Below are 21,390 nucleotides of genomic sequence, written 5' to 3'. Positions count from 1 at the left end.
GAGGCTGCTCCTTGACTGGTTGACAAGGAACAGCCTCTTTGGTTTCTCGGGTATAGGCAAAACACGTCAACGCCGCTTAGTCGGTTTTTTGCGGCGCGATTTGGAACCGGAAGGACGTCTTCGCCTGCGAGGAGCGGAACCTTTCGAAATGGCGGGGGCGTCGGATTTTCCTTTGCCCATGAACAGCTTGAGCATGGGGGCCATCTGCTGCATGGTCGCCATGAATTTCTGGACCTTGCCCATCGTGGAAAGCACCCCTTCAATGCCTCCCATGCGATCGATAATCGATTTGATGTCGCCCAGATTGGAGAGGTTGAAGGGAAGTCCTCCTTTGGCCGGCGCCGGAGTCGCCGCCGGTGCTTGAACGGGGACTGCCGTCTGTTCTATGACTGCGGGAGGACCGGAGTACGCGCCTTCGATTCCCGGATAATTTTCCTGTCCGTAACCCGGAGTCCAGCTATGCAGAGAGGGAGAAAACGGATCGTTCATGAGGTCACACCCTTTCTTCAACACTAGGTTATTCCGGGCCGGAGCCTTCGGCATGGACGGATGCCTGCGCCCAACGATATTTTAATCCTGTAATGCGTGAATACGGTGATCTTGAACAATTGCGAGGTAAGCAGTACAATGAAACCGAAGCCAGATCGGAACGAGGAAAGGATGCGAAGGTATGCAACTTAAGAAGCTTAACGATAAATCCATAGATCAATTGTTCGAAGCGATCCTGACGCTCAAGAGCGTGGAGGAATGCTACGTCTTTTTCGATGATCTGTGTACCGTGAACGAGATTCAATCTCTATCCCAACGACTTGAAGTCGCCCGTATGCTCGGCAAAGGCAATACATACAATCAGATCGAGACGGAGACGGGGGCAAGCACGGCGACCATCTCCCGTGTGAAGCGCTGCCTGAATTACGGCAATGATGGTTACAAATTAACGTTGGAGCGGCTCGGCCGATTCGGTAACGAAGCGGACGCGAAATAATCAAGCGCACCTTATAACAACTTCCGCAGATGAGCAAGCCGCCGGCGTATCAGCGTCCGGCGGTTTTCTATGACAGTATAGGCATCTTTTTCGTTTTTTTAGGTTCCTGGGGTGATTAGTGATGAAAAACATCGCACTTCCGCCTTGCGGGGCGCTGGTGGCGAGTAAGTACGATGAAAAGCATCGCTAAGAGGAGCGAGCCGCCACTTTTTGTTCGCCTCCGGGGTGATTAGTGATGAAAAACATAGTACTTCCGCTTGTGGGGCGCCGATGGGGAGCAAGTACGATGAAAAACATCGCTAAGAGGAGCGAACACACTCAAAAGGGCCGTCAGGGCGATATTTCCTGACGGTTCTTATCATGGGGGCGGTCGATTTACGAATACGCGCAAGGTCGACGTCCGGCGTTGACATTGCTATGACGATTCGCTAGCATGAAGATAATGAAAGAAGATGCAGACGGAGTAGAAAGGGGCCTGCTCATACATGAAGCCGGGCTTGTTAGTCATTAGCCACGGTTCTTCGGATCGCGGATGGGTCTCCCTGGTGGACCGAACGATAGAGACCGTTCGCGAGCGAATGGGAGATGCCTTGCGCATCGAAGCCGGATTTCTGGAACTGGTAGATGGTAGGCTAATTCAAGACGGAATTGACCGGTTGATCGCTGAAGGCGTGACGGATGTATTGGCGTTGCCGTTATTCGTCTCTTCCGGGAGCACGCATGTCGACGAGATCGGTTGGGCTTTGGGGGCTTTCCAGGAGCCCGGAACAGAGACGGACTTGGAGCGTTTTCGGACATCGCCGATGCGGGTTACCTATGAGAAACCGATGGGGACGGATCCGGAGATCATTGGCATTGTTGCGGAGCGATTGTCGGAGATGTCCGTCGATCCTAGCGAAGAGATCGTCTTATTGGTCGGACACGGCAGCTCGGTGGACGACTTTCGCGAGAAGTGTGAGCAAGAGCTCCCGATAATCGCGAAGAAGGTCGCGGAGAAAGGGAAATACGCGGAGGGTACGACGGCGCTTCTGTTGCCGAGCCAAGTCGGGACGAGGCTGGCGGAGCTCGCAGACAAGAGGCCTGGGAACCGGGTGTTGGTATGCGCGTTGTTCCTGGGCGAAGGGTATTTTACCAAAACCGTTGTTCCGAGGCGGTTAGAGGAATCCGGCCTGATGGAGCTGTGTCGTTATAACGGCCGTGCATTAATGCCGCATCCGAACGTGGCCGAGTGGATCGGCCGCAAGGCGAGTGAATGGTTGAAGAACGTTCATGCACACACATGATGGAGAACATGAAGAGGGGATTCGGTTGGAAACGATTCGTGCCCGATTGATCTATAATCCGACTTCCGGACGGGAGGAAGTCAAACGCAAGCTTGGCGCTATTTTGCAGCGACTGGAGAAGGGTGGCATAGAGACTTCGTGTCACGCAACCGAAAGTAAGGGCGATGCGACCAGAGCCGCTTCGGAAGCGGTCGCACGGGGCTTTGACCTGATTATCTCGGCAGGCGGAGACGGCACCTTAAATGAAGTGGTGAACGGGATGTCGACCCATGAACAGAGGCCTGCTCTCGGAATTCTGCCGCTTGGGACCACGAACGATTTCGCGCGCGCTCATGGCATTCCGCGGAAGTGGGAGGACGCCTGCGAACTGATTACCCGGCGGCATACGACCCCGGTCGACATAGGCCAAGCGAACGATAGATATTTTATTAATATCGCGGGCGGCGGTTCACTGACGGAATTAACTTACGAAGTTCCCAGCAAGCTGAAGACGATGGTCGGACAGCTTGCTTATTATATGAAGGGACTCGAGAAGATTACGCGGCTGAATCCGACTCAGATGCGCATTCAAGCGGAAGGCGTAGGCGAGTTCGACGAGGAATTCATGCTGTTCCTGATCGCCAATAGCAATTCCGTAGGCGGCTTCGACCGGCTCGCGCCGAACGCGAGTACGAATGACGGCGTGTTCGACGTGCTTGCTTTGCGCAAATGCAACCTGGCGGAATTTTTGCGAATCGCCACCTCCGTGCTGCGCGGCGAGATGGTGATGAACGATCCGCACTTCATCCATTTTCAGACGAATCGCATCTCGGTGGACTCGGATCATCGCGTTCAGTTAAACGTAGACGGAGAGTTCGGGGGCACGCTTCCATGCGCGTTTAACTTGCTGCCGTCTCATCTGAACGTGATCGTGGATGAACGCGGGAAATCATCTTATCGGAAGAACGGACCGGGACGGGCGTTGCAGCTATGAGCGGAAAATACGGCAAGAGAAGCAAGGACGGTAGGGACAGCATGAGGGGCACGAAGGGTGAAAATAAGTTTGGCGGTCGGGGCGGCGCGTCGTCGCTCGCGGGCGTTCCCGTAGCGGTCGGGCAACGGGTCGAATGCGAGATCATCGGATTGACGCATGAGGGAGAAGGGGTAGGCCGGGTCGAGGGCTATACCCTTTTTGTTCGTGATGCGCTTCCGGGGGAGCGGGTGCGGGCGGAAGTGCTTAGCATCGGAAAGTCGTTCGGCCGCGGTCGGATGACGGAGGTTCTGGACGCCGGCGTGTCGCGCCGGGTCTCCCCGCCGTGCCCGATCTACGATTCGTGCGGCGGCTGCCAGCTCCAGCATCTAGGCTACGCCGAGCAGTTGAAGTGGAAACGCAGGCACGTCGTCGACAACCTGGCGCGGATCGGTAAGTTGCCGGTGGCAGGGGAAACGAGAGAGATGATCGAGGGTTCGGGCGAGGGAGAACGTCCTCCGGTGATCGTGCATCCGACGATCGGCATGGACGAGCCTTGGCGTTACCGAAATAAGGCTCAAGTGCCGATCGGCTTCGGCGATGGCGGCCTGATCGGCGGTTTCTATGAGATGGGCAGCAACGACATCGTCGAGATGGACGCTTGTCTCATCCAGCAGGAAGAGAACGAAGAGACGGTGCGCGCGGTGAAAGAAGCCGCCCGTCTGCTCGGCGTGTCCGCCTACAATCGCGCGACGGGCCGCGGGCTGCTTCGGCATGTCGTCGTGCGCCATGCGCGGACGACTGGACAGCGCATGGTCGTGCTCGTGACGAACGGCCGAGATATCCCGCACGCTCAGGAGCTGATCGGGCTGATTCGGGAGCGGGTGCCGGGCATCGCGAGTATCTGCCAGAACGTGCAGACGGCGGCGACTCCGGTCGTCTTCGGCGATGAAACCCACGTGCTGTGGGGAGAGGAAGTCATCTACGACGAGATCGGCGGCATTGCGTTCGCGATCTCTCCTCGCTCCTTCTTCCAAGTCAATCCGGAGCAGACGGTCCGGTTATACAGCAAAGCGGTGGAATATGCGGCCTTGACCGGGACGGAAACGGTCGTTGACGCCTACTGCGGTATCGGCACGATCTCGCTATTCCTCGCGAAACACGCGGATCGCGTCTACGGCGTCGAGATCATCCCGGAAGCGATCGAGGATGCTCGTAGGAACGCCGCGATCAACGAGATCGCGAACGTGGAGTTTGCCGTGGGCGCAGCGGAGTTGGTCATGCCCCGCTGGCAGGCGGAAGGCATTACGCCTGACGTCATCGTCGTCGATCCTCCCCGCAAGGGCTGCGATCCGGCGTTGATTAGCACGATGCTGGAGCTGAAGCCGGAACGGATCGTGTACGTATCTTGCAATCCTTCTACGTTGGCGCGGGACTTGAGGCTGCTCGAGGATGGGGGCTACCGCACGGTGGAGGTTCAACCGGTGGATATGTTCCCGCATACGGGGCATGTGGAAGTTGTTTGTTCCTTGATTTATAAGGGCTTGGAGTGAGTGGATAAGGTGGTTGGGGACGGAAGCTATTCCCGTCCCTGTTTTCGTATTAATATTTAAATCCCGCAGATATAGCCCGTTTACTGATACAATATTTTATTATGTGAAGTCTTCTAAGGCAGAGCTTCACTTAGATAGAGTTAGAATTCCTTTAACTGTTATACAGGCGCTTGCCGCGCAAGGACTCGCGGGTAAAATACCGGTGGCCGGACAAGACGCGGAGCTTGCGGTCAAGCTGGCACAAGGCGAAAGCGTGGACGCGGACCGGAAACTGAACAACGGTAAAATCGAGTTGCCGTCCGTACTGCTTGAGCCGATCGCCGTGGACAAATTCAACATCGACGAAACGATCATCGCCGACGGATTCCACTCGCGAGCCGATGTGTATAAGAACGTGAAGAAGGAATAGTAAGCGCGAACGAAGCCCGGCCGGGGTTACCCGGACGGGCTTATTTTATAAACGTACGATCCGCCAGCTTAAAAAAGTATAGATGGTCGTAAAAAAGTGCTATTGTAAAGCGCTTTCAAGCAAGCCTCTCGGTGATATATTTGACTTGTTACCTATCTATTCCATTTCTGAAGGGAGCCTGAAAAATGAAAAGCTTTAAAATGATTGCAATGCTGGTGATTATCGCACTTTTTGCCGCGGTCCCCACAGCCTTCGGCAAGAGCAAAGTAAACATCGGAATCGTCCTGCCGACCAAAGACGAGCCGAGGTGGGTGCAGGACGAGGCACGGTTCAAAGATGCGCTTAAAGGCACGAAATACACGACGGAAATTTTGTTCAGCCAAGGCTCTTCCGCCAAAGAGAAAGAAAACGTGGAAACGCTGATCAACAAAGGCATTAAAGTGTTGATCATCTGCCCGCAAGACGGCGATGCGGCAGCCTCTGCCGTGAAAGCCGCCAGAAAAGCGGGCATCAAGGTCATCTCCTATGACCGCCTGATCACGAACACCGACGCGGTCGACTACTACGTTACGTTCGACAGCATTGCGGTAGGCGCGGCTCAAGCGAAGTACCTGGTCGACCATGCGAAAGGCAAAGGCCAGCCGTTGTACCTCTACGCCGGCGCCGCTTCCGACAACAATGCATTCCTGTTCTTCGAAGGCGCATGGAACGTTCTGCAGCCGAAAATTAAAGACGGCACGTTCAAAATCGCCAACTCCAGCGAAGCCGTCGCCCTGAAAGACAAAGCCAAATTATCCCGTAAAGAAATGAGTAAAATCATCGGCCAGATCACGACAAACTGGGATCCGAACGAAGCGAAAAACAAAGCGCAAACGCACTTGACCGCGGCCGCGGCCGACGCGAAAGGCAACGTTTTGATTCTCGCGCCGAACGACGGCACCGCCCGCGCCATCGCGGACGTATTCGCTTCCGACAAGGAGATCACCAGCTATGTCGTGACGGGTCAAGACGCCGAGAAAGCATCCATCCAATCCATCATCGACGGCAAGCAATCTATGACGGTGTTCAAAGACGTTCGTACGCTCGTCCAAGACGCCATGGGCATGGCCGTCAACATCCTGGACGGCAAAACGCCGCAAACGACAGGTGAATACGACAACGGCAAGATTAAGGTCAAAGCCAAACAGACGAAAGTCATCGTAGTCGACAAAAAGAACGTGAAAAAAGAGATTATCGATTCCGGCTACTACGCAGCGAAAGACTTCAAGGGTCTGTAATTCTCAAAAACGCATAGCATTCGAGAGGAATAGTGATAGGTTCGTCTATCGCTATTCCTCCATTGTTTGAGTTGCTTGGCTAAGGAGTGCGAACGATGAGCGAAAACATACTCGAGATGAATCATATCTCCAAAGAATTTACAGGCGTCAAAGCCCTGACGGACGTCAGCTTTAAAGTCGCGAGGGGAGAAATTCATTGCCTCGTCGGCGAGAACGGGGCGGGAAAATCGACGCTGATGAAAGTGCTCAGCGGCGTGTATCCATACGGCACGTATACGGGTGATATCGTGTTCGAAGGCAGCGTTCAAGCGTTCGGCAAAATCAGCGACAGCGTAGAAGCCGGAATCTCGATCATTTACCAGGAGCTTGCATTGTTCCCTGATTTATCCGTTTACGAGAACATCTTTGTGGGTCATGAAGTTAGACGAGGAGCGCTCGTCGACTGGAACCTGACGATCGTTCAGGCCAGAAAAATGCTGGAAAAAGTGAAGCTGAAAGTTGGCGCCGAAACGCTAATCAAAGACTTGGGCGTTGGCAAGCGGCAACTCGTGGAAATCGCCAAGGCGCTGAGCAAAGACGTCAAGCTGCTCATCCTGGACGAACCGACGGCGGCGTTGAACGAAAACGACAGCGAAAACTTGCTGCAGCTGTTGCGCGAGCTGAAAGATCAAGGCATTACGAGCATCATGATCTCCCATAAACTGAAGGAAGTCATTTCTATCGCTGATAAAGTAACCGTGCTCCGTGACGGCCGAACGATCTGCACGCTCGACGGATCAAAGGGCGAAATATCCGAAAGCGTCATTATCAAGAACATGGTCGGCCGCGAAATCGAAGACATTTATCCGAAGAGACTGAATAAAAAATTCGGCGACAACATTCTCGAAATTAAGAACTGGACTGCCTACGATAGTCAGGCGGGCCGGAACGTCGTGAAAGACGCGAATATGCACGTGAGAAAGGGAGAAATCGTCGGCATCGCCGGCTTGATGGGTTCGGGACGGACGGAGCTGGCGCTTAGCATTTTCGGCAATCCGAAGTCTTATAAACTGCAAGGCGACTTGTGGATGGATGGAGATCCGGTATCGTTTAAGCATACAAGCGACGCGATCAAAGCCGGGATCGCCTACGTCACCGAAGACCGCAAGGGCGACGGGTTGTTCCTGATCCAAGACATCAAGCGCAACATTACGACCGCCAATCTGCGAAAGGTTTCCTCCAACGGCTGGATCAACAACAACGAAGAAGTCAAATCCGCCAACGTTTACAAAGACTCCATGAATATTAAGGCGCCTTCCGTGGAGCAGATCGTTGGCAACCTCAGCGGCGGCAACCAGCAGAAAGTGTCGCTCGGCAAATGGCTGTTCGTCGGCCCCAAATTGCTGATTCTGGATGAGCCGACCCGGGGCATCGATGTGGGGGCCAAATTCGAGATTTACTCAATCATGAACAAGTTGATCGACGAGGGATTGAGCATCATCATGATTTCGTCCGAACTCGGCGAAGTGCTCGGCATGAGCGACCGCGTGTACATCATGGCCGAGGGCAAGGTGAAGGGCGAGCTGTCGATCGATGAGGCGGACCAGGAAAAAATTATGCAGCTTGCTACGCAATAGGAGGAGCCGGTACGATGCATTTTTACAATGGGGCAAAATCTCTGATCAAACAAAATATTCGCGAATACGGCATGTACATCGCCCTGTTCGTCATCATTCTGATTTTTTCGGTCATGACAGACGGCCTGTTCATTTCCTCCCGCAACATCAGCAACCTGCTGGACGCCACGGGGTATATCGCGGTGCTGGCCGTCGGCATGACGCTCGTCATCGTCATTCGACATATCGACCTGTCCGTCGGATTCGCAGCCGGATTCATGGGCGCGATCGCCGCGATCTTGCTGACGCAGGCCGGAGTTCCATTCTATTTGACGATTCCGGTCATTCTTGTGCTTGGCATCGCGGTTGGCCTACTGAACGGCGTGTTGATCGCTTCGATCGGCATTCCTTCGTTCGTCGCGTCGCTTGCGGGCATGCTCATCTTCAGAGGTGCGCTGCTGCAAGTGACCGAGGAGACGGGGACGATCGTCATCGATGACGATAACTTCAATGCGATCGGCAACGGATACATTCCGGAGATCGCCAGAGTGGGCGACTTGAGCTTGCTGTCTTTGATTCTCGGTGTAGTTGCGATTTTGCTCTATATTTACTCCCGTTTTTCCAACCGCAGAAACAAGCTGAAGTATGAATTCGAAGTTGTCTCCCGAGGCGTTTTCGCGTTGGAACTGATCTTCGTTTCGGCCATCATCGCGTACATTACCTGGATTATCGCAGGCTACAACGGATTTTCCTGGACGGTCATCATCATGCTGTTCGTCGTTATCGTGTATCATTACCTGACGACGAAAACCGTGCTCGGACGCCATATTTACGCCGTGGGAAGCAATCCGGAGGCTGCGCATCTGAGCGGGATCAGCGTCAAGAAGATCACGTACATCGTATTCGGTTCCATGGGTATGCTCGCCGGATTATCCGGCATTCTGTTCACGTCCCGGATGGAGTCGGCGACGACGACCGCGGGCACGTTGTTCGAACTGGACGCGATCGCGGCCGCTTATATCGGAGGCGTATCCGCAGCCGGAGGCGTTGGAAAAGTCACAGGATCGATCATCGGGGCGCTGGTCATGGCTTCGCTGACCAGCGGCATGAACTTGCTGGGAGTCGGCATTTCCTATCAATACATGATCCGCGGGGGCGTGCTAGCGGCGGCCGTTATCTTCGACGTCGTGACCCGCAGAAAAAGAGCTTAGTTGGATTTTCATTTTAAGCCGTCCTCGGCTCGTACCGCGATATCGCGCGGGAGAGTAGAGGGCGGCTTGTGATTTATGTGATTGGATTATGTTCCTTCCTAGGGGGCATGTGGAGTGCTGTGTATCGGTTGTCTTAAATGTCCTAGTGCCGAATGAATTACTTTTGTTGTCGCGGCGAAGGTTGCCTTTAAATCACCTGCGAGAAATTTTTGAAAGGTTGAAACTGTAAATAGAGTGGCGGCTATTCCCCATAAAGTGCCTGTAATGCGTTCCTACTCGTCCGCAATGCTGTGTGTTGCTTACGCACACAGATACAACAGAGCGTTAATATCAAAATGAAGTGATCATTTGGGGGAAGCAAAGAATGCTCAGATGCCTTACAATAGATAAAGCACGAAAAGTCAGGGTGAGCATTCGCTACCACGATAGCTACTGCCGAAAATCTAAGAAACAGACAGGATGAGAAGATTTGAGCAACATTGGATTGGGAAATGAACTACCTTCCAATTATGAGCAGCTAAAAATAGCCGCGAATCGGACTTCAAATTGGAAAGAACGTTTAGCGGCTGTGGAAGAGTTAGGTCAGTGGAAACACGCAAAAATCATTGACGTTCTTAGGCATCGATTGAATAACGACCTCGTGTATTCCGTACAAGAGGCGGCCTTCCGCAAGCTCCAACAACTTGGTGAGGATGTGCAACTGCCGCCAAGGAAGCAAGGTGAACCGATTAGTGGCGTTACAAAAATTCTGGTGAGAATAAAGAAGAGCTTGCCGGCAGGCCATTCGTACGAAGCTTTCAAAGAGAAACTCAAGAAGATGCGGCTCGATATTTACGATACTTATGAGGGTAACAAGGGCGATGATTTTGATCAGTGGCTTGAGAACAAGTGGGCTGAATTATCGGCAAGGTAAAATTAGGAAAAAAATAGGAGTGATGGTTTGAAGAAGAATAAGCCAATGCCGTTCGATGAACTGTTGAAGGAATTGCAAGGGCAAAAAACAGCTCAAGTAGATCCCGATCATATTCCATTAGAGCAACTGTTTGACGAGACATTTATGAAGAAGCATTCCCAATTAAATAGTTTCTCGGAGTTTCTGGCGAAGGGCAATTTTCAAATCGAAACACAAGAAGATATTCGGAACATTCCTGACGAGCTGTTAGAACGACATGTTGCAAGAGAGACGGAATTTGCAAATTGGAACGAGATGCTACAAGCGGCGAGTAGTGAGTTTGGAAGTAAAGATAAAAAAGCTGATAGTTAGTGCACGCGTGTGGAGTGTATATTGTCAACATACAGAAAAGATCTTCTTATAGGTGAAGGCGATGAGGGGCGGACCGAATCTCGGCCTCGAGCATTTTAATAATTGCAAGTTATTAATAATGAGCGTTCCGACAAGTTTTTTCGTTGGTACGCTCTTTGTTTTTTTATTGTACTAGATTCATCCTTGCAAGTAAGTCCCGCTAATCAATTTCCTTTGCAGGCTAAGAGTAAAGGAGCAAAATTGGTCATCGTAAATCAAGAACCAACACAGCTAGTTGATTAATTTTGGGCTTGGGCTGTTCTCAGGCTAAGCATCCGGAGAGGACTACTTAAAGACACATTACATTTGATTTAGTGTGCAACCACCTTATTTATATAATCGGGGACGGATGGGGGACGAAAGCTTCCATTAGAGAGCAAACGGCAACCAAACAGAAGCATATTTGAATCGGGAAAACCCTAATAAATCATGGATTTAGTCGGCCTCGGTAGATAGGAACCAAGTAGACTATGTTCCCTCATACGACACACGTTGAAAATGTCGCGTTACTTGTAAGAAGTGTTGCAGAGGTAAAGCTCAGAAAAAGCTGCGGAAATAACAATCGAATCCCGTCAGATTGAAGCGACTACGATAAAACGTACAAATGACCCTGGCTTGGGTGTAGTTAGAGCCATTTTGTACGTTTTTTCGTACATAAGGACGTCTGATGGCGACGAAATCATAGATTTTGTACGAATAATCGTATGAATAGGCTTAATTAGACGGTACCGATTGAATTTTATACGATATTTCACTCAAAGTGGCGAAGCACGCCCCAATGATCCTGCACCGAGCAGGGTTAATTGGGGCGTTTTTTATTTTAGTCAAGGAGGGAATGAAATTGAGCTTCGAAATCAAACATGAATTGAGTCAAGGAAACATGTCCTTTTGATTTTGTATGTAAGCGCGAACTTAAAGTTTTCTTTGTAATTCACATGTGGTCCCATCTTCCATGATAAAGTTAGAGGGGAAAAATCGACAAAAATTGTGGTGAATTGAGGGGAGTATTCGGTTCTTAATCATCACCATGGTGTTTAGTATGTTTTTTCGTCGGAAAACCGTTGTCGAATTTTCATTTACGACTCATATTATGTCGCATTGTCGAGGGACACGGGTGTTTACATGAGAGGGAAGGTTATATCGTAATGAAGATTAGTATCGTCCTCTACGCGCAGCATTATCGTTTGGCCGTCCAATGTCTGGATCGTATCCAACAATTCACGTCAATCCCCTACGAACTGCTGATCGTAGCCGATGATGGATTGGACGATGTAATTAATTTTTTGACTTTTGAATACGAACATCGGGTCATTCGCAACGAAGGCAAAAGCGTAGCCTCCGCCTACAATCTGGGCGCAGCGGCGTCTTCTGGAGAACGGATCGTCTTCCTTCGGGATCAGATCATGGTGAGCGAAGGCTGGCTGGAGGCTTTGTCGGGCTGTTTGGATAAGCACCCCAATGCGGCTATCGCAGGACCGATGATGAATGACGTCAGCGGGGAGCAGCGGATTTCGGTGCTCTTCAAGAACAAGGAGCATCTCTATCAATCGGCGCCAATTCTGAGGCTTAACAAGTCGGATGTCTATACCCGGGTGCCAAGGCTCATCAGTTTGCTCATGATGATACCTCGCGAATGCTATGATCGCATCGGCGGCTTCGATGAGCGCTTCGAAATCGAGACTTACGAGGACGATGATCTGTGCTACCGCGCTTTGATGCTGAACTACGATCTATACATCGCGGAAGGCAGCGTTGTCTTCTGGCTCGAACCGCCGCCCATGGATCCGAACGATCCGGTGGACTTGGCGACGGTTCGAAGGTGTGCTGTTGGAGCGTTTGGCTCCCGCTGAATTGAATGTAGGCAGCTCGGTGACGGCGATCACTGCAGGCTATATGAGCAGCAGCGCCGTGAGCGATGGCGGGAAACTGTTGATCTGGGGATACAACGGTTATGGTCAACTGGGGAACGGCACACAGACCAGCGTCTACGAACCGATAACCATTCCGCTTGTCGGAGGTCATGAACAATAAAGATCGTTAACACGACAGGGGCTGTTTCGGCAATCGCACAAGCGATGCCGGCAGCCCCTGTCTGCATACTTCGAGTCGGATATCACTGAAAATGCTAAGAGCATTACGTTGGCACAAGTTCATCTTCGAAGACTTATTGTCGCCGTGCAATCCGTCTCACGCAAAGAACACGCCTATGTTGGAGATTTGCAATAAGCATGTAGCTTTTTGCTCACTGCGCGAAGCGCCTTCCACGTGGAAGCCCTTATCGTATGGGTGGCGGACGATGGAACCGAAGAATTGGCGTATGTGGACGATATAAAACAATGGATTGACGTCGAATAATCGGTGTCTTTTTCGTATTGAATATTAAAATTCAAAGACAATTAAGAAGGGCTGCATGGGAAAGTGAGAATTAGTGTAAGAAAATTACAGGGCTCTATCGACAAAACGATTCTACTCAAGTAGAATATTGATGTGTGATTCTACAGCAGTAGAATAATAATGAACGAGGTGTATTCATTTGGTTATGAAGCTATACGATAGCGAGCTTAATATTATGGAAATCTTGTGGAGAGATGGCGATACCCCCGCAAAGAGAATTGCGGAAATTACAAAAGAAAAAGTAGGTTGGAGTAAAACAACAACGTATACCATCATCAAGAGATGCCTTGATAAAGGGGCGATCGAGCGGCATGAGCCTAATTTCGTTTGCCATGCGGTTGTTACACGGGAACAGGCGCAAGAACACGAAACAACGGAACTGATTAATAAAATGTATGATGGCGCCCCCGACAGACTGATTGCTTCATTGTTGGGACAGAAACGACTGTCGACAGAAGAAATTAGCCGCTTGAAACGTCTTATCGATAGTTTGGAATGAGGTGAGGGAATGCCGTTACTACAAATAAGCATCTCGGCTTCCGTCTTTATTCTTGCAGTTATCTTCTTACGTTCCTTGTTCATTCACAAGCTGCCCAAAATCACCTTTATGCTTCTTTGGGGCGTTGCACTAATTCAATTGCTTGTACCTATTTCAGTTCAATCGCAATTTAGCATTTTTACGGTAGCGGAATATTTAAGCAGAATATTTACAGTGCCGCAATTGATTCCCACGCCGGAAAGTTCAACATTTGTTAATGGAACTACGGTAATCATGCCACCCCTTACAGAACATGTGACCGCGCCGATTATGCCGCTGAAGACGGCTTCACAAATATCGCCCATCGTATGGGTGTGGTTAGTTGGTTTTACGTTATGTGCTTTATTTTTTATCGTTCCGCATTTAAGGTATCGCCAAATCTACAAAATGGCTGTGCCTATAAGAAACGATTTTATAAGAAAATGGCAGCATTCAAATTTGTTATGGCGGGATGTTCAAATCAGGCAACTAGAGCAGATTTCAACGCCGCTTACGTACGGTATTTTTCGGCCTGTTGTACTCTTGCCGAAAAATTTAGATTATGACGATGAGAAACAACTTGCGCTTGTCCTGACCCACGAATTTACGCACATCAAGCGATTCGACATACTCAAAAAATGGATTCTTGCCACTAGCGTATGCGTCCATTGGTTCAACCCTTTTGTATGGGTCATGTATATTCTTGCTAACCGTGATATCGAGCTTTTCTGTGATGAAACAGTCATACGGAAATTCGGAGAAAACACGAAAGCTACTTATGCTAGAGCACTTGTCCGGTTGGAAGAAAAGAAAATCGGCTTGTCGCCGATGATTAGTAGCTTTTCCAAAAACTCAACCGAAGAAAGGATTATATCCATCATGAAAACCAAGAAAATCACGATCACCACGATAATGCTCGCTATTGGGCTTGTAGCCAGTGTCGTTATCATCTTCGCGACATCTGCATTGGACAAAACGAAAGCTGCTACGGGTGTGGACAATCCTATAGCCGAACCTTCAGCTGAAGTAGAGCCCGCATTATATCAAGGTGTCATCACTACCGAAATAGTGCCCGCATTATCTCAAGGTGCCACCATAACGGATTTAATGCCGCACGATTTAACATTCAACAAGAAATATGATGTACCGAAGTTGATAGACAGCCTTATGGCTTCAAAGTATCGTGCAGTTTATGTGGACAACGAAATCTATCTTCGTGTTAGGATGGATAACACAATAGAGATAAGCAAGGATAATGGCGCGGTTTGGAAAACATACGATACAGATGAAATTGATGCAAAAGATTTTGCAAAATGGCTGCTGATAAATGATCCGATTCCGGGCTATTCCATGAAAGAAGTTCAGAGTCGCTTGGCTAACGGGGCAGTAGTAAAACATGTAGTGTTTGAAAACGTAAAGGAAATGTATTTCATAATCGACAGGAACGGCGTACAGATTGAACTCGTACAGCCTGAAAAAATATCTTCCGTTCTGATCGACGGTCAAAGAATGATGATTACTTCCGCTATATCAGCCCAGATGCTGAAATCATTTTACGACTTGTTAGTGTCGAACGATATACTTTCGGATACTCATGCAGAACAAGATTATTCGGAAAGAATGAAGTATCTTGAAAAAAATCTACCTAACTTTATCGTGACGAAATAAAGGTGGGTTGCCGTTTTTTGAAGAACTAATCGGCGTCGGTCTAAATGATTGCTCCTTTGATTACCGTCATTTGATTAAAGGTTCTTAAACATGCTATAAGTGTAGATGAAGCAGGGACATTTAGTCCCGATATCCATAGTGAGGTTTTTTGTTATGATGACTAACTTTTGGCGTGATTTGCCGCGGCCTTTTTTTGTACTGGCTCCCATGGAAGATGTGACGGATGTTGTTTTTCGCCATGTCGTGAGCGAAGCGGCAAGACCCGATGTATTCTTTACAGAGTTTACGAACACGGAGAGCTATTGCCACCCGGATGGGCACCAGAGCGTGCGCGGGCGTTTGACTTTTACGGAAGATGAGCAACCGATGGTAGCGCACATATGGGGAGATAAGCCGGAATACTTCCGTCAGATGAGTATCGGCATGGCGGAACAAGGATTTAAGGGTATAGATATCAATATGGGCTGTCCTGTATCTAATGTAGCGGAAAATGGGAAAGGAAGCGGCCTGATCTGTCGTCCCGAAGTCGCGGCAGAAATCATTCAAGCAGCCAAAGCGGGAGGACTGCCCGTAAGCGTAAAAACAAGGCTTGGATTCAGTGCTGTAGACGAATGGCGCGATTGGCTGGCCCATATCTTGAAACAAGATATCGTTAATCTATCCATTCATCTGCGGACAAGAGAGGAAATGAGCAAAGCAGACGCTCATTGGGAGCTAATCCCGGAAATTAAGAAGCTTCGCGATGAGGTGGCACCGGATACGCTGCTAACCATTAACGGAGATATACCTGACCGTCAAGTCGGCTTAAAGCTCGCGCAACAATATGGTGTAGATGGAATTATGATCGGGCGTGGTATTTTTAATAATCCATTTGCCTTCGAGAAGGAGCCAAGGGATCATAGCAGTGAGGAATTGCTTGCTCTGCTGCGGTTGCATCTGGATCTTCATGATCATTATTCAACGCCGGAACCGCGTTCGTTCAAGCCCATCCCTCGCTTCTTTAAAATATATGTCCGTGGATTCCGAGGGGCGAGCGAATTAAGAAATAACTTAATGAACGTAAAGTCAACAGATGAAGCGCGTGCCTTGCTCGATGCATTCGACAACAAGCCTTATGACGGAGTGGAGGAACAGTAAGGGTTCAACCGGTGGATATTTCCCGCATACTTTCCATGTGGAGTGCTGTGTGTCGCTCGTGAGGAAGTAGTAGTTAAAAGACGCATTTTGCACGTTAATGAACCGTCCAGGGGTGGACGGTTTTTCTTATGTTCAAAATAGGACCTCATCGTGATGTTTGCGTTCAACGCCTCTCAGATATTTATAGGGCACATTTTTCTTTAATGATGATATGATTTAGATAAACAACTTACTTATCGCGCATCTTGTAGATTGGGGTCGATTTCATCATGAGGGGTATTCTCCGATTCGGTTCACGTACGATCTTGCTTTATATAGCTGCTGCCGTTGTTGTCGGCTTGGTTGCAAGCTATGCCGTCATCTCTGTACCGGATTCCCCCAAGATCGAAAGTAAAGAAGGCATTCTGGATTTAACGCAGGTTCATGTCAGTGAGAATCCACTAAAGCTGCAAGGGGAGTGGGCGTTCTACTGGCAAGAGCTGCTGTCGCCTGAGGACATACAGAATCGCTTGTCAAGGGACGGAAATCATGATCGCTGGATCAGCATCCCTAACTCCTGGCTAGGTTATCGGTTAGATGACCAGCGGCTGAGCGGTACAGGTTATGCAACCTTTCGAATAGTGATAAACCTTAGCGAGCACGATCGGAACGAGCGGCTTGCTCTGCGGCTGCCGACTATTTTTCATGCCTATAAATTATGGGTGAATGGCGAGTTGCTGGCAGAAGTCGGCGTGGTTGGTCGGGACAAGAGCAGAACGATCCCGCGTCTGGCAACGAAGCTGGTGTTCTTCCAGCCCGAGAATGATAGGGTGGATCTGGTCATGCAAGTAGCCAACTTCCATCATACACGAGGCGGCATCACTAAGCCTATCGAGTTGGGCGGCAGTGATGCGTTAACGGTCAGGACCCATCTGAACATCGCCGCTGAAATGTTCATCACCGCAAGCCTGCTGGTCATTGGCGTGTATCACCTGCTGTTATTCGCCTTGCGACGCAAAGACAGGGCTCCATTGTATTTTGGTCTATTAACCTTGTTGCTCGGTATCCGCTCGTTGCTGGTCGGCGAGCTATTGCTCACACAATGGTGGCCGACTTTCCCGTGGGAATTGCAGTTCAAGATCGAGTACCTGATTCTGTGCAGCAGCGGGTACATCATCACGATGTACTTTGATTGCATCTTTCCAAATTATGTATCGCGTTGGTTTCGGCGTGGCACGCGGATCGTAACCGGCGCATTCTGTATCGTTGTTGTGGCGACCCCTGCCATTATCTATACCAAAATGTTGCCGATTATCGGGGTTATGGTTGTTCTGCATATGGTTTATCTGATGGTTGGGTTGGCCCATGCGGCTGTGCGGCGTATGGAGGGAGCGCTGATCTTCCTGCTGATGTCGGTGGTTGCTTTAGTGACGGTTGTCAATGACTTTTTATATTACAACGAATGGTCGCGAATCGGAAATACATCTTCGCTGGGTCTGTTGGTGTTTACGATCGCACAGATGATGCTGCTTTCTTCGAGATTTACGAGGGCGGCATCGAATGAAGAGAGGATTGCACGTGAGCTGCAGAACGCTAACAACAAGCTGACCGAAATGAATATGAATCTGGAACGGACCGTGCAGGAACGCACACAGGCTTTATCCGCAGCTCATGACGATCTCCGCTTATCGTATGACCAGTTGCTTCAATCCGAGCAAGGGAGGAAGAAGCTCCTTGCCTATATCACGCATGATCTGCGCATGCCGCTGTCCAGCATGCTTGGTTATGTCGAGGCTGTGCAGGACAGGGTCAAACCGGAACGCAATGATCAGTACCTGAAGTATATCCGGGAAAACACGATAAGGATTAACCGCATGATCGAGGAGTTGAGCTTCTTGTCGCATTTGGAGACGGGACAAGTCTCGTACCGCATGGAGCCGGTTCATGTGGTTCACTTCTTGCGCCGGTTCTATGAACAATATGAGCTGGTTGTGCGTGACGCAGGTCTGGATTTCAGGCTGGATTGCGGAGATGAGGAAGATCAAGGATCTGATTCGCCTGTTGTCGTGATGGATGGGCAAAGACTGGAGCAGGCGTTGTTTAATCTAGTGTCGAACGCAATGAAGTTTACCCCAGGGGGTGGGGCGGTGCGTATTGCGCTAACAGTGGATGAGGTGAATCTTACCCGCTATGCGATCATTAGCGTGCAAGACTCAGGCATGGGGATTCCGCCGGAGCAGCTCGAGCAAATCTTCGATCGCAATTACAGGTATGATCAACCGGGCGCGGAGATGGGGGTAGAGGGAAGCGGGCTCGGGCTGGCGATATGCAGGGAAATCGTACAAGCGCATGGAGGGACGGTTCGAGCGGAGAGCGATGGCAAGACGGGGTCGATCTTCTATGTATCGCTTCCTTGTATTCGTGAAGAGGGAAGGTGACAGTGTAATGGACTCTCACAAAATCATGATCGTCGACGATGATCCCCAAATATGCGAGATTGTTCAGGCGTATTGCGAGCGCGATGGTTTCATAACCTCCTATTGCCACAGCGGGGCAGAAGCCATGAAGCTGCTTGCATCGTTCGAGCCGGATTTGATTGTACTGGATGTATTGCTGGCTAATGAAAACGGCATTGATTGGTGCAAGAACGCACGTAGCATCACGAATGCGCCGATTGTGTTTCTGAGCAGCCGTGAGGAAGACGAGATCAAAATCAGTGCGTTATCCAATGGCGGCGACGACTATGTAACCAAGCCGTTCAGTCCGGGAGTACTCATGGCCAAGATCAAGGCTCATCTTCGCCGAGTGTCGACGGGTAGAAGAGAACAACTGCTGGAGCTACAGGGTTTGACGCTGGATTTCAATGCACAGTCCGTCATCATGAGTAGTGAAACCATCTTTTTATCGAAGAAAGAATTCAGTCTACTGTCCTATATGGCACAAAACGTCAATCGTGTCGTTAGTGTCGATGCGTTGTTTCAGCTCATCTGGGGAATGGAGAGTTTGGAGGATACGAGGACGGTCGCTGTACACATCAGTAATTTGCGTAAAAAAATCGAGGCTGATCCTGCCAGTCCCGAGAGAATTGTTACGATTCGGGGGACAGGCTATATGCTGGTTGCCAAGGATGCGTTGCAAGCGCGAACTTAAAGTTTTCTTTACATTTCACAAATGGGCTAATCTACCATGCTATTATGAAAGTAATATATGTCGACCGTCTGATAACGACCTATATAAAGGGAATAAATTCCCAATATATAGGTTTTTTATTTCTTAGAGAAGGAAGGTGACGGTGCAATGGACACGCACAAAATTATGATCGTCGATGATGATCCCCATATATGCGAGATTGTGCAGGCGTATTGCGAGCGTGAAGGCTTCATATCCTCCTACAGTCATAGCGGGACAGAAGCCATGAAGCTGCTTGCGTCGTTCGAGCCGGATTTGATTGTACTGGATGTACTGTTGGCTAATGAAAACGGCATTGATTGGTGCATGAACGCACGTAGCTACACGAATGCGCCGATTGTGTTTCTGAGCAGCCGTGAGGAAGACGAGGTGAAAATCAGTGCGTTATCCTATGGCGGCGACGATTATGTAACCAAGCCGTTCAGTCCGGGAGTACTCATGGCCAAGATCAAGGCTCATCTTCGCCGAGTGTCGACGGGTAGAAGAGAACAACTGCTGGAGCTACCGGGTTTGACGCTGGATTTCTATGCGCAGTCCGTCATCATGGGTAGTGAAACCATCTTTTTATCGAAAAAAGAATTCAGTCTCCTGTCCTATATGGCACAAAACGTCAATCGTGCCGTCAGTGTCGATGCGTTGTTCCAATCTACTTGGGGAATCGAGAGTTTGGAGGATACGAGAACGGTCGCTGTACACATCAGTAATTTACGCAAAAAAATCGAGGCTAACCCTGCCAATCCTGAGAGAATCATTACGATTCGGGGGGCCGGATATATGCTGGTTGCCAGAAGCGCGTTGCAAACGCGAACTCAAAGTTTTCTTTATGATTCATAAATAGGCTAATCTACCTTGATAAAATAGGAATCTGTTAAGGGGGGATAAGTTAAATATGGTTATATACTCATCTTCTTCGGGAGCTCAGCTTGGAACTTTCGAGCCTTTTGAAATCGGAGACGAAGAGGTTGTGCTTACTGGTCTATGGCTAGATCATCTAGATCTTTCATACCGGATAATGTTTGAAATTGAAATCGGATGGGATAGACCGATCCACGCCGATCTGGGCGAATTGGAAATCATGATTCGAAGAGGAGACTCTACCGGGGAGATCGTCGATTGGACCCAAGAAACGTGCTTCAATAGCACTTTAACGATTGTCGATGCGAGCACGGTGGAAGGATCGTCTTATCAGAACTATGTTTTGACGGTCAAATCGCCGGGGACGAGGGCGCGAATCATTGGTCCGTACCTCTTGAAAGGAACCGTTCTATCTAAATAACGATAGGAGTGTTGGCTCATTGAGAATTGCCGACATTAAAGGAAAATATGACGATATCTTTAGTCTAGGGGAACTGTGCTTTATTTCTATACAGTTAGAGAAAAACGGAATAAGGCCCTATTCGGGCGTTCTGGACTGGGTGGGCTCACCTAGCTTAAGCGGAGTTAATAGATTGTTACGGAATCGGTTCGAGGGCTTCATGGATCGTCATCAGATGGAGTGTATTGGAACCGCGGGCGAAAAATTATATCTTGTGCAAGACAAAACGTACGACATTTACTCCAATCATGACTTTTTTATCGCGCAGAACGACCCGAATCTGTTGGAGGCCTATCCAAGCGTCAAGGCCAAATACGACCGCCGGGTAGCCCGATTTTTAGAGAAAGTCGACACGTCCGAAAGGTTGCTCTTTGTCCGTAGCGGCGGGACATACGAAGAAGTCGAACAATTGCAGCAAGTACTTGACGATCTCGTGCAAAATGATTATGTTTTGCTGTTTATCAACGCTGTCGGCTCGGATGGTCTTGAGGAAAATGACTGGCCTATGGAACGAGTTTGTTCGGTAAATCTCCCCACCGTCGATAAATTATGGGGAGATAGCGATCACCTTTGGAAAGAATTATTTGAAGGAATCGAATTGCGAAAATGATGAGGTGTATGAATTC

Annotated in this window: 20 protein-coding genes and 2 pseudogenes; 21 read left to right on the top strand and 1 reads right to left on the bottom strand. The window is 49.6% G+C overall.

Translation table 11 applies throughout. The features are described from left to right. Positions 1–66: 66 nt before the first annotated feature. The gene (locus FPZ45_RS04580; RefSeq protein ID WP_144698876.1) at positions 67–489 is read right to left on the bottom strand and encodes a tyrosine protein kinase; all 423 of its coding nucleotides are present in this window, start codon (positions 487–489) and stop codon (positions 67–69) included. A 181-nt stretch (positions 490–670) separates the two neighbouring features. On the opposite strand from FPZ45_RS04580, the gene FPZ45_RS04575 reads away from it, so the two are divergent. The 21 genes and pseudogenes from FPZ45_RS04575 to FPZ45_RS04475 all read left to right on the top strand — a co-directional run bounded on the left by FPZ45_RS04575 (position 671) and on the right by FPZ45_RS04475 (position 21,374). Next, positions 671–985 (top strand): YerC/YecD family TrpR-related protein, encoded by a 315-nt coding sequence (locus FPZ45_RS04575; RefSeq protein ID WP_144698874.1) that lies wholly within the window; start codon positions 671–673, stop codon positions 983–985. 485 nt (positions 986–1,470) lie between these two features. Next, the gene (locus tag FPZ45_RS04570; RefSeq protein WP_144698872.1) at positions 1,471–2,268 is read left to right on the top strand and encodes a sirohydrochlorin chelatase; all 798 of its coding nucleotides are present in this window, start codon (positions 1,471–1,473) and stop codon (positions 2,266–2,268) included. After that, the gene (locus tag FPZ45_RS04565; protein WP_144698870.1) at positions 2,255–3,241 is read left to right on the top strand and encodes a diacylglycerol kinase; all 987 of its coding nucleotides are present in this window, start codon (positions 2,255–2,257) and stop codon (positions 3,239–3,241) included. The genes FPZ45_RS04570 and FPZ45_RS04565 overlap by 14 nt, the downstream gene beginning before the upstream one ends. Beyond that, a complete protein-coding gene (rlmD, locus tag FPZ45_RS04560) occupies positions 3,238–4,770 on the top strand; it encodes a 23S rRNA (uracil(1939)-C(5))-methyltransferase RlmD (RefSeq protein WP_144698868.1) in 1,533 nt (510 codons plus the stop codon). The genes FPZ45_RS04565 and rlmD overlap by 4 nt, the downstream gene beginning before the upstream one ends. A gap of 160 nt (positions 4,771–4,930) precedes the next feature. Then, positions 4,931–5,179, top strand: a pseudogene (locus FPZ45_RS04555) (D-xylose ABC transporter substrate-binding protein); the annotation flags it as partial. 209 nt (positions 5,180–5,388) lie between these two features. Next, on the top strand, positions 5,389–6,456 hold the full coding sequence (locus FPZ45_RS04550) for a sugar ABC transporter substrate-binding protein (RefSeq protein ID WP_425456957.1): 1,068 nt from the start codon (positions 5,389–5,391) through the stop codon (positions 6,454–6,456). Positions 6,457–6,551: 95 nt separating this feature from the next. Beyond that, a complete protein-coding gene (locus tag FPZ45_RS04545; protein ID WP_144698864.1) occupies positions 6,552–8,072 on the top strand; it encodes a sugar ABC transporter ATP-binding protein in 1,521 nt (506 codons plus the stop codon). A gap of 14 nt (positions 8,073–8,086) precedes the next feature. Next, a complete protein-coding gene (locus FPZ45_RS04540; protein WP_144698862.1) occupies positions 8,087–9,262 on the top strand; it encodes a sugar ABC transporter permease in 1,176 nt (391 codons plus the stop codon). A 469-nt stretch (positions 9,263–9,731) separates the two neighbouring features. After that, positions 9,732–10,175 carry a HEAT repeat domain-containing protein gene (locus FPZ45_RS04535; protein WP_144698860.1) on the top strand — a complete coding sequence of 148 codons (444 nt, stop codon included), beginning with the start codon at positions 9,732–9,734 and terminating at the stop codon, positions 10,173–10,175. A gap of 45 nt (positions 10,176–10,220) precedes the next feature. Continuing rightward, a complete protein-coding gene (locus tag FPZ45_RS04530; protein ID WP_144699283.1) occupies positions 10,221–10,526 on the top strand; it encodes a hypothetical protein in 306 nt (101 codons plus the stop codon). A gap of 162 nt (positions 10,527–10,688) precedes the next feature. Next, positions 10,689–10,799 (top strand): annotated as a pseudogene (locus FPZ45_RS25655) (NAD-dependent protein deacylase); the annotation flags it as partial. 911 nt (positions 10,800–11,710) lie between these two features. Further along, a complete protein-coding gene (locus FPZ45_RS04520; RefSeq protein WP_144698858.1) occupies positions 11,711–12,415 on the top strand; it encodes a glycosyltransferase in 705 nt (234 codons plus the stop codon). Then, the gene (locus tag FPZ45_RS04515) at positions 12,393–12,596 is read left to right on the top strand and encodes a hypothetical protein (RefSeq protein ID WP_144698856.1); all 204 of its coding nucleotides are present in this window, start codon (positions 12,393–12,395) and stop codon (positions 12,594–12,596) included. Before FPZ45_RS04520 ends, FPZ45_RS04515 begins: the two co-directional genes overlap by 23 nt. Positions 12,597–13,104: 508 nt before the next feature. Continuing rightward, positions 13,105–13,458 carry a BlaI/MecI/CopY family transcriptional regulator gene (locus FPZ45_RS04510; protein WP_246120318.1) on the top strand — a complete coding sequence of 118 codons (354 nt, stop codon included), beginning with the start codon at positions 13,105–13,107 and terminating at the stop codon, positions 13,456–13,458. 9 nt (positions 13,459–13,467) lie between these two features. Next, entirely contained in the window at positions 13,468–15,144 is a 1,677-nt protein-coding gene (locus tag FPZ45_RS04505) for a M56 family metallopeptidase (protein ID WP_144698852.1), read from the top strand. 153 nt (positions 15,145–15,297) lie between these two features. Further along, entirely contained in the window at positions 15,298–16,281 is a 984-nt protein-coding gene (locus tag FPZ45_RS04500) for a tRNA dihydrouridine synthase (RefSeq protein WP_144698850.1), read from the top strand. Between the two features lie 269 nt (positions 16,282–16,550). Further along, positions 16,551–18,698 carry a sensor histidine kinase gene (locus FPZ45_RS04495; RefSeq protein ID WP_144698848.1) on the top strand — a complete coding sequence of 716 codons (2,148 nt, stop codon included), beginning with the start codon at positions 16,551–16,553 and terminating at the stop codon, positions 18,696–18,698. Between the two features lie 7 nt (positions 18,699–18,705). Continuing rightward, complete coding sequence (locus tag FPZ45_RS04490) at positions 18,706–19,410, top strand: response regulator transcription factor (protein WP_144698847.1); 705 nt, start codon at positions 18,706–18,708, stop codon at positions 19,408–19,410. A gap of 147 nt (positions 19,411–19,557) precedes the next feature. After that, on the top strand, positions 19,558–20,283 hold the full coding sequence (locus tag FPZ45_RS04485; RefSeq protein WP_144698845.1) for a response regulator transcription factor: 726 nt from the start codon (positions 19,558–19,560) through the stop codon (positions 20,281–20,283). Positions 20,284–20,338: 55 nt separating this feature from the next. Then, complete coding sequence (locus FPZ45_RS04480; protein WP_144698843.1) at positions 20,339–20,725, top strand: hypothetical protein; 387 nt, start codon at positions 20,339–20,341, stop codon at positions 20,723–20,725. A gap of 19 nt (positions 20,726–20,744) precedes the next feature. Then, on the top strand, positions 20,745–21,374 hold the full coding sequence (locus FPZ45_RS04475) for a DUF1796 family putative cysteine peptidase (RefSeq protein WP_144698841.1): 630 nt from the start codon (positions 20,745–20,747) through the stop codon (positions 21,372–21,374). Positions 21,375–21,390: the final 16 nt, after the last annotated feature.

It is taken from the genome of Cohnella terricola (genome assembly GCF_007786475.1).
GTDB lineage: Bacteria > Bacillota > Bacilli > Paenibacillales > Paenibacillaceae > Cohnella > Cohnella terricola.
The sequence above is the reverse complement of the archived record's forward strand: the minus strand, read 5'-3'. Positions and strand labels throughout refer to the sequence as shown.

Bases quoted from the DNA above. Each gene is read 5' to 3' on its own strand.
- FPZ45_RS04580 (WP_144698876.1), bottom strand. From the start codon at position 489: ATGAACGATCCGTTTTCTCCCTCTCTGCATAGCTGGACTCCGGGTTAC.
- FPZ45_RS04575 (WP_144698874.1), top strand. From the start codon at position 671: ATGCAACTTAAGAAGCTTAACGATAAATCCATAGATCAATTGTTCGAA.
- FPZ45_RS04570 (WP_144698872.1), top strand. From the start codon at position 1,471: ATGAAGCCGGGCTTGTTAGTCATTAGCCACGGTTCTTCGGATCGCGGA.
- FPZ45_RS04565 (WP_144698870.1), top strand. From the start codon at position 2,255: ATGCACACACATGATGGAGAACATGAAGAGGGGATTCGGTTGGAAACG.
- rlmD (WP_144698868.1), top strand. From the start codon at position 3,238: ATGAGCGGAAAATACGGCAAGAGAAGCAAGGACGGTAGGGACAGCATG.
- FPZ45_RS04550 (WP_425456957.1), top strand. From the start codon at position 5,389: ATGCTGGTGATTATCGCACTTTTTGCCGCGGTCCCCACAGCCTTCGGC.
- FPZ45_RS04545 (WP_144698864.1), top strand. From the start codon at position 6,552: ATGAGCGAAAACATACTCGAGATGAATCATATCTCCAAAGAATTTACA.
- FPZ45_RS04540 (WP_144698862.1), top strand. From the start codon at position 8,087: ATGCATTTTTACAATGGGGCAAAATCTCTGATCAAACAAAATATTCGC.
- FPZ45_RS04530 (WP_144699283.1), top strand. From the start codon at position 10,221: ATGCCGTTCGATGAACTGTTGAAGGAATTGCAAGGGCAAAAAACAGCT.
- FPZ45_RS04520 (WP_144698858.1), top strand. From the start codon at position 11,711: ATGAAGATTAGTATCGTCCTCTACGCGCAGCATTATCGTTTGGCCGTC.
- FPZ45_RS04510 (WP_246120318.1), top strand. From the start codon at position 13,105: ATGAAGCTATACGATAGCGAGCTTAATATTATGGAAATCTTGTGGAGA.
- FPZ45_RS04505 (WP_144698852.1), top strand. From the start codon at position 13,468: ATGCCGTTACTACAAATAAGCATCTCGGCTTCCGTCTTTATTCTTGCA.
- FPZ45_RS04500 (WP_144698850.1), top strand. From the start codon at position 15,298: ATGATGACTAACTTTTGGCGTGATTTGCCGCGGCCTTTTTTTGTACTG.
- FPZ45_RS04495 (WP_144698848.1), top strand. From the start codon at position 16,551: ATGAGGGGTATTCTCCGATTCGGTTCACGTACGATCTTGCTTTATATA.
- FPZ45_RS04490 (WP_144698847.1), top strand. From the start codon at position 18,706: ATGGACTCTCACAAAATCATGATCGTCGACGATGATCCCCAAATATGC.
- FPZ45_RS04485 (WP_144698845.1), top strand. From the start codon at position 19,558: ATGGACACGCACAAAATTATGATCGTCGATGATGATCCCCATATATGC.
- FPZ45_RS04480 (WP_144698843.1), top strand. From the start codon at position 20,339: ATGGTTATATACTCATCTTCTTCGGGAGCTCAGCTTGGAACTTTCGAG.